We start from the raw sequence: 18,596 nt of genomic DNA on the forward strand, positions 1-18,596 counted from the left end.
GTTTCTTGATTCAAAAATGCGCATTAATTTATCAAACTCTGGACTTACATCACCATTGTATATGATTGTTCCGTCAGGATAAGTCAGTGAGGTATCTGCATCCTGATTTTTTCTCCCCTGCCAATGAGATAAAAAATCTTTTTCATATAAAACATTAAGATGAATTTTTCTACCATTATTCATTTTATAGGTCATAACATCATATTTTCCTACCAAATTAAATGATTGACTCTCCCCCCCTAGGAACATCTCACTGAGTAAAGGGAATAGAATAATTTCTTCATTTAAATCACCTGTTTTTTTTATATATCCCCCATCGAATACTTGTGGTGCATTACCATCAATCACAAATGTCGTTTTAAATCCAAAATTATCGTCAATAAGAGGCGCAATGGTTGATGTATCTTTCAGCTTCACTTCGAAAGTAATATTACTCAGTTTCCAGTCACACTTCCCTCCCCCCTCCTTAGGGACACTGGCCTCAACCTGATTTGACTGACGGATGGATAGCGGGTAGGTGGCATGATAAAACCCCGGCACAGAATACGACTGCATATTCGCGGTTCGGCGTTCTTTGCGGCAAATTTTAGAACGATACATGGCTGAAATGGGTAAGGCAACCAACTCATCAGGAAGAGTTGCCGTAAAATGAACATGCTCTCCATTAATCGGCGGAGAGAATGATCCGCTCGCACATCCTTGTATGAAAAATAAAGCCAGCAGAGAGGGTAATACGCTTTTATTCCATAGCAATTTCATGGGTAATTTCCTTGCATCTTAATCTGACAGCTCCTAAATCAAAATGGGCAACTGTCAGATTACGTCTGAATGACGACATCTTAATCTATTTGCTGCTTCTGGATTCAAGAATACGCATTAATTTATCAAAGTCTGGACTTACATCGCCATTGTATATGATTGTTCCATCAGGATAAGTCAGTGATGTTTCTCTATCCTTATTTTTCCCTCCCTGCCAATAAGTTAAAAATTTTTTTTCATATAAGATATTAAGATGAATTTTTCTACCATTATTCAGTTTATATGTCATAACATCATATTTTCCTACCAAATAAAATGATTGACTATGCCTCCCAAAGAACCTTTCTCTTAGTAAAGGAAATAAAATAATTTCTTCATTTAAATTACCTGTTTTTTTTATATATCCCCCATCGAATACTTGTGGTGCATTATCATCAATCACAAATGTCGTCTCAAATCCAAAATTATCGTCAATAATAGGCGCAATGGTTGACGTATCTTTCAGCTTCACTTCGAAAGTAATATTACTCAGTTTCCAATCACATTTACCCCCTCCTTCCTTAGGGACACTGACTTCAACCTGATTTGGCTGACGGATGGATAGCGGGTAGGTGGCATAATGAAAACCCGGCACAGAATACGACTGCATATTTGCGGTGCGACGTTCTTTGCGGCAAGTTTTAGAACGATACATGGCTGAAATGGGTAAGGCCTCCAACTCATCAGGGATCGTTGCCGTAAAATGAATATTCTCGCCATTAATCGGCGGGGAGAATGATTCACTCGTGCATCCTTGTATAAAAAACACAGCCAATAGGGAGGATAATGCACTTTTATTCCATAGCAATTTCATGGGTGATTTCCTTGTATCGTTCAACCTAATTTACTCTGACAGGCCCTAAAAAAAGTAGGGATTGTCAGATAAGTCTGAATGACTACATTTAGTCTATTTGCTGTTTCTTGATTCAAGAATACGCATTAACATTTTATATTTAGGCCTAACCTCGCCATAAACAATATCGCCATTAGGATATGTCATAAATGGCCTGTCATTGTTCTTTCTACCAGTCCAAATTGAAAGCATTTGTTTTATATATGTGTAATTTAGGTTAATATTTTTGGCTAATCCTGTTTTATATGTTAACGGATCATCTTTCCCTATAAGGTAAAATGAAGTCTCATTGCCACTTAAAAAGCTTTTTGTTAGAAGGGGAAATAAAATTATTTCTTCATTTAAATCACCTGTTTTTTTTATATATCCCCCATCGAATATTTGTGGCGCATTACCATCAATAACAAATGTCGTATCAAATCCAAAATTATTGTCAATAAGAGGCGCAATGGTTGCTGTATCTTTCAGCTTTACTTCAAAAGTAATATTACTCAGTTTCCAGTCACACTTCCCTCCTCCCTCTTTAGGGATATTGGCCTCAACCTGATTTGACTGACGGATGGATAGCGGGTAGGTGGCATGATAAAACCCCGGCACAGAATACGACTGCATATTCGCGGTGCGGCGTTCTTTGCGGCAAATTTTAGAACGATACATGGCTGAAATGGGTAAGGCAACCAACTCATCAGGAAGAGTTGCCGTAAAATGAATATTCTCGCCATTCATCGGCGGGGGGAATGATTCACTCGTGCATCCTTGTATAAAAAACACAGCCAATAGGGAGGATAATACGCTTTTATTCCATAGCAATTTCATGGGTGATTTCCTTGCATCTTAATCTGACAGCTCCTAAATCAAAGTGGGTGACTGCCAGATTAAGTCTGAATGACGACATCATAGTTTATTTGCCGTTTCTTGATTCAAAAATGCGCATTAATTTATCAAACTCTGGACTTACATCACCATTGTATATGATTGTTCCGTCAGGATAAGTCAGTGAGGTATCTGCATCCTGATTTTTCCCTCCATTCCAATGAGATAAAAAATTTTTTTCATATAAGAAATTAAGATGAATATTGCTACCATTATTCATTTTATAGGTCATAACATCATATTTTCCTACCAATTTAAATGATTGATTATACCTTTCCCCTAAAAACATCTCACTGAGTAAAGGAAATAGAATAATGTCTTCATTTAAATCCCCTGTTTTTTTTACATATCCCCCATCAAATACTTGTGGTGCATTACCATCAATCACAAATGTCGTATCAAATCCAAAATTTTTTTCAATAAGAGGCGCAATGGTTGATGTATCTTTCAGCTTCACTTCGAAAGTAATATTACTCAGTTTCCAATCACACTTCCCTCCCCCCTCCTTAGGGACATTGGCCTCAACTTGATTTGATTGACCGATGGATAGCGGGTAGGTGGCATAATAAAACCCCGGCACAGAATACGGCTGCATATTCGCGCTGCGACGTTCTTTGCGGCAAATTTTAGAACGATACATGGCTGAAATGGGTAAGGCCTCCAACTCATCAGGGATCGTTGCCGTAAAATGAATATTCTCGCCATTCATCGGTGGAGAGAATGATCCGCTTTGCGCGCAGCCTTGTATAAAAAACACAGCCAGCAGGGAGGATAATACGCTTTTATTCCATAGCAATTTCATGGGTGATTTCCTTGTATCGCTCAAGAGCGTGTTTCAATAATTCATCTTGATCAACATCTTGTTTAAAAATATCGTGCAGTTTATTTTCGAGTGCCATCAAGGTGGTGTTACGTTTTGCACTAGGTGGATAGGCATCTTTATGATGCATTGTTTCAACAAATGCTTCTTTTGACTCTATTCGCTTAGGCGTTCTCGTTGGCGCTAAGAAACTGAGCAATTGATTATTTATAATGGCTTGATATTTGACCATAGAGTGGTCTGTGAACCTCGTTATAATCGTATCTAAATCAGGATTATTCCCTTTTGGGAAAATTTTATCGATAACAGATTTATCTCCCTTGAATGAGTCCATATATTCCTGTTGTTCATTCTTTAGCTCTTCATCTAAAGAGCTAGTTATGCTTGGCACTAAATAAAACTTGTGGGTATTAAGCATGGTCCACCCCATTTTACCGCAAGACCCGATGTCATTCCTGCATGGGACTTCTGCTTGACCCACTTGTTTCGCCCTAAAGAAGCTCACGGTATTTCCTTGGTGATAATAGACTTCACCCATCTCAGGGAGAGATTTTTGTATTGGAATGCTGGGTAATGTGCCTAAGGTCCAGACAAAGCCAAAAACGGGGCCGAATGGACCAAAAACGTCAAATAACCAGTTATCCATATTGGTATCGAATGGCACGCTCGTTACGGTATCGGCATCATTGACATGCCGGAAATGATTCAATGATGTTAAGGCCTTGGCTCCACTTCTCGTGAAAACCCGAGGCATTCCATAAGTATAAAGGAGGGGATTATTATCTCTTAGCTCTGTGGCATGTAATAAAGCGAGCGCCCCTCCTAAACTATGCCCGCAGATATATAACTTTTTAGTTTTAGAGCGTGATTTCTCTTTTATCTCTGTCGTTCTCTTTTCAAAATATTTCTCCATGCACTGATACGCGTCTAAAAAGCCCTTATGAACCTTGGCCTTTCCACCGGGAAGAATATTCTCCGGGCAAGGAATGGGGCGATAAGTCGCGTCCGTCAGCGCATCTCTCGAGCTTGCCGTTCCCCTCCATGCCACAATAATTTGCGTTTCATTTTCAACAAAAAACATTTGCGTATCATGCTCGAATGTTTCAGGCGTTTTCACTTGTTTAGCATCCAGGAATATAGCCGGTCGATAACGTTCTTTAAAGGGGACATCGTTGACAATCGCGGAAAAAATGGAACCATCATTGATAATCGGGGCTTGTGATAAATCAAAGCATTGCTGGTAGAAAAAAGAAGTGGTCGTATTGGGAGTATTAATAAATGGCCTCATATCCTTAATATCAGGAGAATCCGGGTCAACCATCACTTCATCCTTATACACCAAGAGTGACATTAGCCCCAGGTTGTACGCATTCACTAAATCGTAGTCTGGTGTATGTTTCAGGATTAAAGACCATGCTCTGAACGGACAGACCTCAATCACATGACGTTGATTAAAATCCTCACAGTAAAACGCCAATCCGTTAAATTCATCTTCTTTAGGAAAATGGTAATAAGGTAGCCCAAATTTAGCTTGTTCCCACTCTGCAATATCAGGGGCTTTGTCACACAATTCACCAATGACAGCATAACGATAAAAACAACCTTTGGATTCAGCTTCTGGCCTGACTGTTGAATTATGCTCACCCCGAGAGACTCGTAATGGCCGTGTTTCCATTTCATCGGCAAGTTTCTGCCCATTGAGGAATAAACTCAAAGGAGAAGCCAACAAATTTTCTTCTCGGATCATGCCATTTCCATCCGTCATTCCCTTACGCTCATCTTTTCTATTTTTTAAAATATAAGGCATATTAGAAATGGGTTTATTGAATTCATCTACAAGCTGAATTTCGATTTTGTTCTTTAACAGATCCGAACAATTATGACAATAAACCGAATTAGTCTTATTCATAAATAGGTACTCCCTGTTATTTTTCTCGTTCCATGACCAGCAGATAATCCTGACCGGAGATTTTTTCAATACGTTGCCCGGCTTCCAGTTTTTGCCTCAGCCACTGCTCAATCCGGGGTTCTAAACTGCCTTCTGGTTGATCCCATTGCTTCGCCATTGCTCCGTGGTTTTCCCATAAATCGTTATAAAGGGAACTGGTTAACGTTTTCAGGCCATAAGGCGAACGTAACCAGACGGCCAGCAGGTGTTCACCGAGTGTAAAGGGAATTTCATTGTTGCCCTCTGTGCAGTCTTCGGGGCGGTCAAACCGTGTCGGCTCTGGCGTGTCGATCATTAGCTCTGTGACCGGTGTCAGCATCAGTGACCAGTCGCTGGGCGTAAAAGCGGGTATCATTGCGCCAAAAACGCGGGCGTCCATAATGCGGAACAGTACCTGTTCACCATTCATCATCACTTGTTGGCGGCGTTGCCAGTGGGCAAGCTGAGCCTGCCACGGTGCACGGCTTCGGTAAGCCCAGCCCCAGCTATTGTCACTGAGTGTGTGGCTATCCAGCATCCTGCCTATCTGGGATAACTGGCGGGGTTTAGCCTGCGCCAACCACGGGCTTTGTTGCAGCATCTTGTGCATCGGTGTGCCGCTATACAGAGGAAAAGCCTCCTCGACCCAATCATTAAGGTAAAAGCAATCTATCGGATTGGGTTTCGCCAGCGAGTTGAGGATAAAAAACACGGGTGCATCATGAGACTCATTCAACCATGTCTGCCAGCTTATTGGCGTTTCGATAATTGTTTCTTCCATTGTTATCTTTATTCCTTTTTGGCTGGCTTAACCACTGGGCTGACATCTTGTTGTGCCAGTTCCGGACAATAAGGATGCACCGGAAATTCCACCATCGGTAACGGCTCCACCCCTTCCGGCAGTTGCAGTGCCAGCCCGCGCCCACTGCCTGCTGAACCTTGTCCGACATTCATCGTGGAGCACAAAACTCCAGCCGGCGTGACTTTGAGAAAATGGCCGCCCACTTTCAGGGTGATTTCCGAGGCGGCTTCCAATACCACTTTGCCGCCACTTTTCAGGTGGATTTCCTGCCCGCTGTCAATCACGGTGGCATCGCCCGTCTGGGTATGCTGGCTGCCGGCAATCCGGTGGGAGACATCGCCTTCGGTGGTGATCTTGCGCGAACCGGCCACCTGATGATGATCATCGGCGAGGATTTCGTGATAACGGTTGTTATCGATACGTTGTTTCTGGTCATGTTTGATATGCCAGAGGACATCGTTTTCGATATGGGCGGTGAAATCTTTCTGGCCGTGGAAATAAATTTCCTCGCTGTCTTTGGCATCCTCAAAGCGCAGTTCGTTAAAGCCCTTGCCCTTATGGGTTTTGGTCTTGAAAGTTGTGCGGGTTTTCTGTGCCGGTAAATCCAGCGGCGGGCGGTTCAGTCCGTTATACACACAGCCGGTAACAATCGGGCGGTCGATATCCCCGTTGAGATAGGAAATCATCACTTCCTGCCCGATACGTGGGATCGCCATAAAACCGAAGCCGTTGCCATTCCAGCCCTGTGCGACGCGAACCCAGCAGGACGCGCTATCATCGGGTGGGTCATAGCGGTTCCAGTGAAAATGGACTTTAATCGCGCCGTCTTTATTGACAAAAATTTCTTCCCCTTCCGGCCCGACCACCATCGCGGTTTCATCGCCATCGGCCAACGGTTTGTAGTGAAAAGGCGGGCGCCAGTCGGCAAGGCCGTCGATAAAACTGAAATGGTTGCTGAGTGTTGTGCCTTCACCACCGTCGTGCCCCAATGCTTGCGGGCAGCGCCCGTGATGGCTGATACCGACTACCTGCCAGCGGGCATTCAGCGGAGTGTGCGGATGGTTTTTTATCTCAAAGATTTTGCCGGGCATCAGTTTGATGCAGTTACTGCTGCCGCTGCCGGTTTTTTTCTGGTTATCCAGCGCTTCATGGCGGTATTTGAGAAACGGTTTCGCGGCGGCATCTTTCTGAAAACGCCCGTAACTTTCAAACACGGTGTAGGGGGTTTTGCTGCCGAAATCCCGAAAACCTTCGCTGCTCTGCATATGGGAAAGGTGATAACGTGGGTTTTCGGGGTTGAAATCTTTATGGAAACTGCGTTGCGGACTCATCCCGACACCCAGTCGTACCTGATAAATGGTATCTGCCCCGTGTGCGGTTTCCGGCTGGGGCTGATAAAGCAACGGCAGTCCCGCCGTCATCCCCAGATGGCTGTCACTGAAAAATAACGTTTCATCCTCAAACCAGAAACTGACCCCCTCTTCCGCTGCCAATCGGCTGAAAAACCCATAGTCAGATTCCCGTTTCTGGGTCACATATTCCCGGTCCTGATGCGGATCGTAGAGCTTCGAATCGGCACGGACTTTATGCTTTTTCAACAGGCTATTGAGAATGGCAGGCACATTTTTCTGATGGAAAATCCGACTGTCCTGATTAAGTGTCAGACGCCAGAGGGCAGGCCGAACCGTTACGGTATACAGGGTTTTATTACCGTCGGTGCCCGCCCAGTCAGCGTGGGAAACAATGCCGGTGATTTTGCGTTGCAACGTTGCGCCGTTAAACACCTGCAACACCGCTTCCTGCATCAATAGTGTGGTTAAATCGATCTCCGGCTTCGGCCGAAAGGGGTTATCGGGCAGGGACTGAACCAGTGTCAGATTGAGGGTAAACAGTTCAGATAACCCTTCCTGAAGGGAAAATTCCCCCACGGCAAAGGTGGATTCAGGCAGCCCCGCTATCTGAAAAGTAAAGCGTAATCCGCTTTTGGCCGCCGTCAGCCCGTTCATGATATTCATCCTATTTTGCTCCTTGTCATGATGGTTTAACAATTACATCTCCATGCGTGCTCCATAGACTTCTTTGAATTCCCACAGATTTTTTTGGTGCGGGGTAGAGACATCCAGTTTGACGAAGGTAGACTGACTGACAAAGCAGGCCATCGCCTCATGGATTAAGCGGCAGAAGCGGTACATCTCCCCCGGATTGGCGTAACAATCGGGGTTCAGGGTCAGTGACAGCAGACGCCCACGGACAGGGCAGCCCAGTTTTATCCGGTCAATCAGGCTCTCTTCCACTTGCATAATGCCGTCGATATGGCGCTGGATATGGCGGCTCAGGGGGCGGTTAAATTCGGCATAATGGTTAAACAGACGAAGAAAATGGCGCATCCCTTCTGGGGTAAACAACAAAACCGGTGGGCTGGCGAGGCAGGAAAGCAGCGGCCAGCCGGAGTTATCCTGCAACATCGGCGGATAATCGGGGGTCACTGGCGTAATATTGTGCACGCTGAGATGCGAAGGCGAACCCTCCTGCATCACACTGATGCTGCCTTGCGCCAGTGCCATTGCGGGTTCATGGTAGCCCGTGAAATCGCAGGCGACCGCGAGTTCAGGCAAGTTGCGAGCCGGTTTTCCTGTCAGGTCAAAAAAATGCAACCGGTGTTGAATGCGATCCAGCAAATCACGCTCGGTGCGGAGCTGATAGTAGAAATAATCTGGCTCTTCCCCGGCCAACAGTTCCGCTGCGGGCGTAAACTGCTCTATCGGCAGGTAGCGGTAAGGCATGCCCCGTTGGGCGTCATCATCGGGTTGTTGAACTACCTGAACGTCATGCAACCGGAACAATTTTACGGAATCCCCCAGCAGCAAGGGATAACAGTGATTTTCGGCACTCAGCTGAATAGGCGGGCTGATTTGTTTTTCCAGATGAATGGCCGGCACACAGCCCAGCATAAAGGCATCACCGACACCATCCAGCGGCAGTTCGCCTTCAAAACGAAAAATCAGTTCAAACGTGCCGTCCGCATTGAGCGGGATTTCCGTGCGGTCACAGCTGATATCCAGCGTGACAAAATTATACAGATGAGGCAGCGCATAATATTCAACCAACGTTTGCAGGCCGGTATAGGGGTTGTTTTTCATCGGCAGGATGGGCTTATCCAGCAGGTCATGCCAGCCATAAGGAAAACAGCTCAGCTTGCGTTGCTCGCCCTGTGCGCTGACGCTCATCTCACAGATATGCTGATCAAGCCACAGGCTGAGTTGTGCCGCCTGCTCAGTATCCGTGCCAAGGAAAAAAGAGAGCGCTCCGCATTTCCAGACCGAAGAAGCACTTCCCGTCTGACACAGGGTCAGGATAATTTCACTGTGGGTGCCGGTTTTTTTCACCCTGCGATCCCGCACCACTAAAGGCTCAATATGCAGCGGGCGGCAGGTTTTGAACGAGAGTAATTGCTCCTCCGTCTGTGCAGAAACAGCAGTGCTCTTGGGAATATCCGCAGCGCCCTGATGTTCACCATCGGTAGGGAAAAATTGCAGGATTGTGGCAGGCGGAACAGGGCACAGCACTAACGGCCAGATACGGGCCAGAATACCGTGGGTAATTTCGGGGAAATCATCCTCCAGTTTATCCCGTAAACGGGCAATCAGCAGAGAAAACGCCTCAAAAAGACGTTGAATATCGGGATCATTAGCCGTTGCCAGAAAGTCTGTTAAATGGGGGGACTCTTTTATCACGCGCTGAGCCAGCTCCCACAGGTAAGCGCGTTCTTGCAGGTACAGTGATTCCTTGCGGTTTTTCATATTTCTCCTTCTTTGCGCAGATATTCAAACTAATAAACCATCGGCATTTCATTGAAAATATTTATAAATAAAAAAGAAAAAGACTCAATTTGACTATTATACGGAGTTATTGGTTAATTTAATTGATGAGTTTCGATTTTCTTGCTATTCAGGAAAAATCTTAAAAAAACAATCGCAGTAATCATTTGCCCCCTTTCTCTTCAACCGATAACATCTTTGCTGACAATAACGATCCATCGCCTTCGGGTGGCGAAATAAAACTCCCGTAGCCTGAAAGGGAGAGCAAGTATTGCGGTACATCTGCGCACCTTTGGAAGCAGATATTGTCAGGCACATAACCCATCGTCTGGCGATGAAAGTTATCCGGTTTCTTGACTCACCGGCTTATCATTCACGCAGAGCAGTATTCCTACCACGTTCACCGTTAAATTTACCCCTGCACGATCTTCATCCACGTTTTGATTAACGCACGAATAAACGTCCCGAACACCGCGTGGCGTCACTTGCGTTTAAGCGGAGCGATTACCAAGTGACGCCGCTAAGCGGCCAACGTCCAGAGCACGTCTGGCCTGCCTTTACGACCCATTTGAACCCCGAATTACTCAATGAAACCGCTCGAAATAAGCCATTGACCCGTACAGACTGCAATTTTGTTTGATTGATGAACAATTGTCCGGTCTGGTTTTTAATCCACTGCCTTACAACAGGCTGATGCAATAAAAAAGGAGAAATCACGCCACGTCACGATTAATGAGGCGTTCATCCTGAGCTGATCAGGCACTGAACGGGGAGTATTCCATCGCCGTGCTGAGCACATAGCGAACTCCTGCAAAAACTCAACACCACCTCGCCCTGCTACACATTATCTGACGCACCACAGAACGGTGAACCTCACCGACACGCAGGGAATGTTTCGAAATAAGTAAAATAAGTCTGAAAAACACAGGGAAAATACGGATAGCGAAGCGATCACGAACGAGAATAAACAACAAAGATTGATGTAGCCGTCCCTATTCTCCTCTGAGTTTGTGTGATAACTGAGGGCAGGATTCACTGCGCCTTTACCTACAAAATAGCCTAACTTTCTGTTTGATCGCGCATGTGTTCAAATAAGTTTGAAGTAGGTTTATAACCGTTCAACTTAGCCGTTCGGTTATTGAGTTAGATAAAACAATCCGTTAAGGTATTCCCGCCATTAGCAAAATCTAGTGGTCAGGGATTTGCCCCCTTGAGAAAATGCCCCGCTGGTAGAAAGTTCCTACCAGCGTGTTTGCTTGTGCCCTTTTCAATGGCGGTTCAGACTGGGGAGGCTTCGGCCTCGCCGGTTGGGTATTTTCCGGTAGTGCAAACCCTGTCTGAATTGCCACCATCAATATTAATGAATGGAAGGGGTAGCAGGAATGAATAACGATACGCAATAATGTCTATTTCCCGGATGCAAAAACGTTCCGTGAAACATTTCATCATTTTTTTCATGTCATATTCCCCGAAAAAGGACAGGAATTGGCGACGCGACTGACAGATAATTTCCAGACTTTAATTCCTGCATCTTCAAGTTAATTGCGTATAGATTGAAATTCCAGCTTCTCGCTTTACGATAATTTATTTTTATACTTACAATACATCATCGTAAATTGCACTAATGAATCTGAACGTCATTAATTGAATTTGTAATAACTACTACACATCCAGTTTAAATATTTTTACGTTAAATAAAATTATGAAATATTTTCTTTGTAAATATAAGTATCGCTATACTCAAATAGTAATATAAAAATATTTTACTCTAAATATAATTCATACTCATAGATTTTGAAATTATAGTTCATATAAATTTTATTTTCCCTTTCATTAAGGAGTTAAATTCATTTTTTAAAATCATTTAATTAAGGAAATAACAATGAGTGACATAATTGCATATTATAAAAATGGTGTTCCATATACTTCGGAAAACCTTAGAATTGTGAAAATTATCCCGGATCAAATCAACGGAAGAGAAGTCTTAAACAGAATTAGATCAGATTTCATGCCATCTCTTCCTGAATTTATACCTGGAGGGTATGCCAGAGCACGTCACGCATTAGCATTGGGTGCCACGTATGCACCAGATGGAGGAATGAGTTCTCGTGATATGATTAATTTTTGGAAAGAACATGGGGCAGAGGACGGAATCTGTCCTGTATGCTCAAGAAAAAATTGCCCTTATTTAAAAAGAGAAATGGAGAAGGCCGAGGACTTGGCAAGGTAAATCCCAATATGCCAGCTAAAGTTCATGCTAATGTGGTCTTAAATCATTTTCATAAAGAAGGCCTCAACGTTATCAAAGAAAATGCTTCGGGATTTTCAGTAGAGAAAGAAAAAATCACAGATACACAGTTTAATTACATGAAGAGTCAATTTGACCGAGGTGATAATAATGGTTTTTCTCCCGAACAAATAGCGGCCGGAAAGAAAAACGAACCCCTCACCCACTATTATCCATGATAACGATTTCAAGATAACATAAATTTAGGCTCAGCTTTTTTATATAAATGGACAACATAGAGAGGGAATAATGATGGATTTTCACCCAAAAAATTATTTGTCGGGGCGAAAGAGTATATTAGTTACTTTATTTATTATTTCTTTCTCTGTGTTTTATTTTTACACATACAAGCAAATTAATATCGTCGAAAAGATATTTGATTATACAGATAAGCATTGTCATGTTAATGAGGAATGTGTGGTTAACATGGCAAACGTCACCTCATTTGAATGGGATTACATGTATCTCATCGATAGTGGATTTGAACATAAACGTGTTGAAAGTTTTGTCAACCTAAAACTTGATATGAATCTGGAGTTTTCCCAGCATATTATCTTTACCAAAGATAACAAACTTGTTCATCATGAAGGGTACTTTTATTATCCAGATACCAGTGGAAGAAAAGCATTACTTTTGAATTTTGATGATTTTAAAAATGGAATAAAACCGATTAAGTATTACGTCATGTCAAAAGATAATGCAAAGGTTTTGATAAAAAAGGAAATAGTACCAAATTTTCAGGATTATCGAGATTATTATTGGTTTTCATATACAAATGAAAATCAAGCAGTGAGGGGAGATGTAATATATCAAGAACCAACAAAAAATTAAATGTGTTAAGTATTACAAGGCGATAGTCATTCTACCGCCTGTGAAATTTCGTTATCCCCCAGCAACAAGGGTACAGCCAGAGGGGCAGCCACAATCTACCTTGTGCCCTTCCAATGCCACCGCCTTCCCCTGAATCACCGTCAGGGAAGAACCTTCAGCAATAGAGCCGGTGCCCTTACACGCAGGACAAAAGACATCATCCCCCACACAAGCAACAAGTTCACCATGCTTAGTTAACCCTTATATCTTGATTATCACTTTTGCAGAGCGATAATCCCCTGAGGGATGCTGTTGTGAGTTTGTTATCATTAACCTGAACCTGAGATTTGTCATTCAGTAAAGTTCGTAGTTCAGAGTAAACCACAACAGCATAACCTCTTTATCGCCTTTAAGATTGAACGGTATCTTGTACCTTGAGCATCTATTTTATAAGTCTAATCATGGCGATATATCCTATGTTTCTGACAAAGAGGATAAACTTATGTCTGATAACATCGTGGTCGGCATTGATATTGCTAAACTCAAATTTGATGTCGCTGTTTGGTCAGGAAAAAATCATGACAAAACCAAACATTTTTCGAATGATCTTCAAGGATTCGACGCCTTCATTGATTGACTTACCCCCGACTCAAATTACCATTTTTGCATGAAAGCCACGGGAACTTATGGTTACCCGCTCGCATTCTACTTTTCGGATAAAGGATTGATTATCAGTGTCGTGAATCCAGTACAAATCCATGCATTTGGGAAAGCGGAATGACTTCGTAATAAAACGGATAAAATTGACGCCAAGCTGATAGCACGTTATTGCGCCAGCCAGCACCCGCCTGCATGGCAGCCTGCACCGCTCTGTGAACGCCAGTTACTGGCGTTAGCCCGCCATCTCAATAAGCTGAATGAAATGCTTTTGACAGAAGAGAATCGTCTCTCTGTAGCGAATGAAATTATTTATGATTCTCATACAAAAATAATCACCCTGCTAAAGCAAGAGATCAACGACACAGAACAGAAAATAAAAAATCACATTGATGACTCCCCCATACTGAAGAAAAATAAGGCATTATTGGAAAGCATTCCCGGTATTGGTGAACGGTCAAGTGCAACATTATTAGCTTATATTGGTGATGGTTCACGATTTCAACACAGTGGGCAGGTTGTGGCTTATGCAGGACTCAATCCCAAATTGCATGAATCAGGGCAGCTAAAAGGGCCAGCCCATCTCTCGAAGCAGGGAAGTGCCGAGTTGCGAAAAGCACTTTATATGCCAGCATTGGCAGCAATTAATTGCAATAAGGTAGTGAGAAAGCAGTGGGAGCAGCTCACAGCACGTCATAAAGGAGGGAAGATCGGTGTTTGTGCCGTTATGCGTAAACTCTTACGGTTAGCTTATGGTGTAATGAAATCAGGCACATTATTTAACGCAGAAATACCGCTTGCAGTTTAATGGCTGAGACGGTATCTGAACTTCGGATTGGTTTTCAGCCAGCTCAGTGTTTCACGGGTGCTCTGAACCATTTTCTGCATCAGGCGTCGTTCATTACGGGGTATGGGTGCTATGATTGTCATCGCTCAGTCCGGTTGGTGATGTTCGTGAGTTTGGCGATTAATCAGATCGCACAATCCGGACTGAGTTCCCTTCAGGTGATCTATTATTTGGTGCAGCTATTTAGGCATTGATGACGACAATGACTAAGAAGTGTATTTTTAACGCCTCATACAGAGCATGGAATAAAACCAATTCACTTAGGTGAGCCTATTGTTGTAGAGATAATATTATGTATAAATGGGATATTCCTGAAAGTTATTCAAATAAGAACATTGGTGAATATCAGTATGATACTGTTGATTATTTACCTAACAACAATTCAATTCCTATTATTAGCAATAGATTAAAAGTGTTTTTTGAGAAAAACCTACCTAAAATAGCATGATATTATTTACTGTTTACGCTGGAAAGTTCTACGCATCCCTTCTGTTTTATATTTCCAATCTGCGAAGCCAGAAATACTGGCTTCGCATGTTTAATCAACTTATTACATTTAATTCACTCTCAGAATTGCCATCTGAAACCAACGTTCATGCTATTGTCTTGATGGCTGTCAGATATCAATCCACTATAACCCAGCATAAAGGATACATTGTCACTCGTGCTCATCTCTGCATTCGCCTTCAATGCCAGACCATCACGAGACACTGGCACACTGTGGGTTACAAACGTTGTATTACTGCCATGGAAGGCTAAACTTTTAGTGCGTTCTTTTTCACCGTATTGGTGCTGCCAGCCTAATTCACCATTCAGGGTAACAGAAGCTCCCCCGGTCGTTTGCCAGTTGTGGTTGGCTCTTAAGCCCAGTGTAGAAAGCGTCGATTCCGTATGTTGCTTTTTGCCGTGGAGCGCGGCAACACTACTGCCTTCATTGATGCCATCATTGCGGAAGTTAACATAAGCAAGATTCACGAACGGCTCCAAGTTCACCGCACCTGTCGGCAGGCTATAGGCAAGCTCAGCGGATAACTGGGTTGTCCGGCCATTATATTTCGCATCTTCACGGGCATAATAGCTATCATAACTGACAGTGCGGTTGGTATCGATGCGGTGCCAAGTGAAGCCACCGTTCGTCCGCAGAGCCAAATCACCAAACTGGCGATCACCATAAAGCGCAAAGTGATAGTTATTACTGTCGGCAGTCGCACTATTACCACCGTCAAGAGAAGTGCGTGTATAACCCGTCGCAATACCGATGCGGCTATGTTCATCAACAAGCGTGTCTGCACCAAGGAATACACCGTAGTTAGAAGCCTGATAGCCCGTGGCATTGTGTGTCCCGGAAGCATGGCTCCATGCCCCCAGCAACCGGACCCACGCACCATTATCATCTCCACGGACATCCGGCGACGATGAACGCCCTTCAACCTGACTCAAGCGAGTATTCAATGTATCACGCAAGTAGCGGCTATCATTGACTAACAAAGAGGTAATGTCAGCATGGACCTGCCCATCAAGCTGGCGATAGATATTTCTGGCTTGTTCCCCGGTATTGCTGCCTACAATGCTTTCATAGACCGGGTTGCCTGCACCGAGAGTATCAGCCGCAGCAGCTACCGCCCGCTCATTTTGGGTTTTGGCAACATCTGCAAAAGCTGTTTCATTACGTCCGACATGTAAAGTCACGACCTCAGGCTGATAAGACAGGTTTGTACCGAGGAAAAGATAGTTTGAGGTGACCTTATCAAAACGTCCACTAATGCCCTGCTTCGCATCTAAGATATTAAAGTTCTGATTCGTCAGGCTTGGTACTTCTTTAAAAGAAAGTAAGTTTTTTTCTTTTTCAAGGAAAGCGGTCACTTCACCACCATTAAGCTGTACACTTTTTTCTGTTTGAATGCGGTCAGCGTGACCATTGGAAGACACTTCAACGAAGTAATGTGAACCGGGTTCAAATGTGACGTTATCCGTTGCCTTAAGGATGCCAACCAAGTTACCCGGGGCAACCGTACCACCACGTTGAACATGGAGCTTGCCCACCGTGCCATTGCCACCCAAAATGCCACTGTCCAATACCTCAACGGAAGAAGTGACACTGCCATTAATCTTCAATAATCCCTGTTTAACCAGAGTCGGACCAGAATATGTATTTTTGCCACTGAGGTTCAACGTACCATGGCCCTGTTTCGTTAGACCACCATGCCCACTGATATCATTGATCCATTCATCTGACGAACATTCCTTTGCATTACAAATACGCTGCGTTGGTTTGCCCTCATCCAGCACAACATCGGAACCGGGAATATCAGCAATGAATTGGCCATTGCCATAAGCGACCCCATCAGGATCCGGGATGCGGAATTGTTCTGGGATGTCTTCCACGGTATAGAACATACTTGGGCCATCAATGGCTTTTCCGAGGTTAATCATGCCCCAGCCGTACACTTTATCAATGCCCTCTTCACCCATATCCGTTGCAGTTGTGCGAAGTACGGAAGCTATCTGAGCACCAGTCATATAGGGAAAACGTTCCATCAACACCGCAGCACTACCGGCAACATGAGGTGAGGCCATCGACGTACCGCTAAATTTGTCATAGCCGGTTTTTATGTCATTCACATCTTTTCCGTCGATGACGGCACTGTAGATACTGCTGCCGGGTGCGCTGACACAAACACTGGCCGTATAACCACAAATGGAAGAAAACTTGCTGATGGAATAAGGCACCTGATTGTGACTATTCGGATCTTTCTCCAGACTGGCAACCACCAGCCAGTTTGGCGCAGTATCCGGCACAAACCAAGGTATTCCGTGGAGGGCATCGGGTTCAGTAAAATTATAGTTATTGCCGGCAGAAAAGATGGTCAAAACCCCACTATGGGCCGCATCAATGGCACCCTGATATGCACCACCCGGTTTGGTACCTAAAATAGGCCTGATTTCATCAAACTGCTTTTGGGCATCCGCCAGAGAAAAATGCACGGCGTCCGGATCTGTTTCCCCCTTATCAAATGCCTTGCCAGTGCCAATCCCCCAACTGTTATTAATGATGCGGGCGCCGTTGTCTATCAATGCATGCCAACCCGCGTAGTAAACTCCGCCATCATTACCCAGAATAATGCCATCTTCAGGGCCGGGATCACCGTTATCGGCACTCACAATCTGTGCATCATAAGCTACGCCATGCATTTCTTTGCCATCCCGGTTAGCCGCGGCAATACCCGCAACATGGACCCCATGAGTGCCTAACTTCCCGTTTGACTGCAAACTAGGCTCACTACCATAATGGAATCGATCGCCTTTTTTCACGGGGATATACGGGTCGGTATATTCGCGTATCCCTGACGTTTCTAAATTTATTATTTTGTCTTTTCCGGCAAACTCGGGATGCTTGGCATAGACAACCTGATCAAATATACCCAGCTTAACGCCTTTGCCGGTATAGCCTCTGGCATAAGCTTTATCAGCGTTGATCGCTCCCAGCCCCCAATTGCCCTTGAATTCACTGGATTGCCAGCTGGAAGGGTCGCCCGCTTTTCCCTTCTCGACATAGTTTTCTGCATGAACGCCGGTACTGACTGCCGCCAAACAGCAAGCAATGGCGTGGCAAAGTACACGAGGTCGACTTTTAATTGATAAACGCTTGGTAACTGGAATGCCTTTCAATGTTCTGCTGTGCTTCTTCATATTAGTTATATTCCATTGTTAATTGAGACAAATACCAATTTTGATCTTGTTTTTAATTGTGTAGGGGGTCGAAATCATGGGAATACGTTCTCTCGAAGCAAAAAAAGAGAATTAACCTTTAGATTTCTATTGAAAATAACGGGACTAAGTAATTACAAAATGCAATTACTAGATCACGTAAATCGACACATTTAATTAACAAAAATTAACAAAATATAAATCAAATTGATCTAAATAATTAACAAAACATCAAACAAATTAAGTCAAATAATTAACAATAAATATAGCAACACGTCATATTGCATAAAAAACACACTGATTTTGTTCAATCGTGGAAAGGCTGACTAATTCATACTGTGCTCAATCAGTCACAGCGTGATATCCATTAATTTGTTCAAAAAAGAGGAGGTTATT

General features: G+C 43.8%; 16 protein-coding genes and 2 pseudogenes. 7 read left to right on the forward strand and 11 right to left on the reverse strand.

Annotation, left to right across the window (positions count from 1 at the left end; all coding sequences use genetic code 11):
* The 8 genes from Xsze_RS01460 to Xsze_RS01495 all read right to left on the reverse strand — a co-directional run.
* Positions 1–759 (reverse strand): hypothetical protein (locus Xsze_RS01460; RefSeq protein ID WP_099139095.1); only part of this gene is annotated, 759 nt, incomplete at its 3' end.
* Between the two features lie 85 nt (positions 760–844).
* On the reverse strand, positions 845–1,612 hold the full coding sequence (locus tag Xsze_RS01465) for a hypothetical protein (RefSeq protein WP_038235068.1): 768 nt from the start codon (positions 1,610–1,612) through the stop codon (positions 845–847).
* 93 nt (positions 1,613–1,705) lie between these two features.
* Entirely contained in the window at positions 1,706–2,467 is a 762-nt protein-coding gene (locus tag Xsze_RS01470; protein ID WP_099139096.1) for a hypothetical protein, read from the reverse strand.
* 85 nt (positions 2,468–2,552) lie between these two features.
* Positions 2,553–3,326 (reverse strand): hypothetical protein, encoded by a 774-nt coding sequence (locus Xsze_RS01475; RefSeq protein WP_099139097.1) that lies wholly within the window; start codon positions 3,324–3,326, stop codon positions 2,553–2,555.
* Complete coding sequence (locus Xsze_RS01480; RefSeq protein WP_038235074.1) at positions 3,307–5,253, reverse strand: lipase family protein; 1,947 nt, start codon at positions 5,251–5,253, stop codon at positions 3,307–3,309. Before Xsze_RS01480 ends, Xsze_RS01475 begins: the two co-directional genes overlap by 20 nt.
* 16 nt (positions 5,254–5,269) lie before the next feature.
* A complete protein-coding gene (locus tag Xsze_RS01485) occupies positions 5,270–6,052 on the reverse strand; it encodes a DUF4123 domain-containing protein (RefSeq protein WP_038235076.1) in 783 nt (260 codons plus the stop codon).
* An 8-nt stretch (positions 6,053–6,060) separates the two neighbouring features.
* Complete coding sequence (locus tag Xsze_RS01490) at positions 6,061–8,088, reverse strand: type VI secretion system Vgr family protein (RefSeq protein ID WP_051462305.1); 2,028 nt, start codon at positions 8,086–8,088, stop codon at positions 6,061–6,063.
* A gap of 33 nt (positions 8,089–8,121) precedes the next feature.
* Entirely contained in the window at positions 8,122–9,873 is a 1,752-nt protein-coding gene (locus tag Xsze_RS01495) for a type VI secretion system baseplate subunit TssF (protein WP_038235077.1), read from the reverse strand.
* 289 nt (positions 9,874–10,162) lie between these two features.
* Between Xsze_RS01495 and Xsze_RS22035 the strand changes: the two genes are divergently transcribed.
* The 4 genes from Xsze_RS22035 to Xsze_RS01520 all read left to right on the forward strand — a co-directional run bounded on the left by Xsze_RS22035 (position 10,163) and on the right by Xsze_RS01520 (position 13,009).
* Positions 10,163–10,339 (forward strand): hypothetical protein, encoded by a 177-nt coding sequence (locus tag Xsze_RS22035; protein ID WP_156935854.1) that lies wholly within the window; start codon positions 10,163–10,165, stop codon positions 10,337–10,339.
* Between the two features lie 1,434 nt (positions 10,340–11,773).
* A complete protein-coding gene (locus tag Xsze_RS01510; protein WP_038235081.1) occupies positions 11,774–12,121 on the forward strand; it encodes a hypothetical protein in 348 nt (115 codons plus the stop codon).
* Positions 12,122–12,129: 8 nt separating this feature from the next.
* Positions 12,130–12,357, forward strand: coding sequence for a hypothetical protein (locus Xsze_RS01515; RefSeq protein WP_038235084.1), 228 nt, complete (start codon positions 12,130–12,132; stop codon positions 12,355–12,357).
* A gap of 70 nt (positions 12,358–12,427) precedes the next feature.
* Positions 12,428–13,009, forward strand: coding sequence for a hypothetical protein (locus Xsze_RS01520; RefSeq protein WP_143707568.1), 582 nt, complete (start codon positions 12,428–12,430; stop codon positions 13,007–13,009).
* 51 nt (positions 13,010–13,060) lie between these two features.
* On the opposite strand, the pseudogene Xsze_RS01525 reads toward Xsze_RS01520, so the two are convergent.
* Positions 13,061–13,225, reverse strand: a pseudogene (locus Xsze_RS01525) (PAAR domain-containing protein); the annotation flags it as partial.
* A gap of 265 nt (positions 13,226–13,490) precedes the next feature.
* Here Xsze_RS01525 and Xsze_RS22530 point away from each other — a divergent pair.
* On the forward strand, positions 13,491–13,625 hold the full coding sequence (locus tag Xsze_RS22530; protein ID WP_244431749.1) for an IS110 family transposase: 135 nt from the start codon (positions 13,491–13,493) through the stop codon (positions 13,623–13,625).
* 162 nt (positions 13,626–13,787) lie between these two features.
* Positions 13,788–14,453 (forward strand): annotated as a pseudogene (locus Xsze_RS01530) (IS110 family transposase); the annotation flags it as partial.
* Here the strand turns inward: Xsze_RS01530 and Xsze_RS23075 are convergent.
* Complete coding sequence (locus tag Xsze_RS23075) at positions 14,450–14,575, reverse strand: hypothetical protein (protein WP_255296581.1); 126 nt, start codon at positions 14,573–14,575, stop codon at positions 14,450–14,452. The pseudogene Xsze_RS01530 and the gene Xsze_RS23075 sit on opposite strands and share 4 nt — an antisense overlap.
* 209 nt (positions 14,576–14,784) lie before the next feature.
* Between Xsze_RS23075 and Xsze_RS22040 the strand changes: the two genes are divergently transcribed.
* Positions 14,785–14,940, forward strand: a complete 156-nt coding sequence (locus Xsze_RS22040; protein ID WP_156935855.1) for a hypothetical protein — start codon at positions 14,785–14,787, stop codon at positions 14,938–14,940.
* Between the two features lie 119 nt (positions 14,941–15,059).
* On the opposite strand, the gene Xsze_RS01535 is transcribed toward Xsze_RS22040, so the two are convergent.
* On the reverse strand, positions 15,060–18,182 hold the full coding sequence (locus Xsze_RS01535) for an autotransporter serine protease (protein ID WP_038235088.1): 3,123 nt from the start codon (positions 18,180–18,182) through the stop codon (positions 15,060–15,062).
* Between the last annotated feature and the right edge of the window lie 414 nt (positions 18,183–18,596).

The sequence above is a fragment of the Xenorhabdus szentirmaii DSM 16338 genome (assembly GCF_002632585.1).
Lineage (GTDB): Bacteria > Pseudomonadota > Gammaproteobacteria > Enterobacterales > Enterobacteriaceae > Xenorhabdus > Xenorhabdus szentirmaii.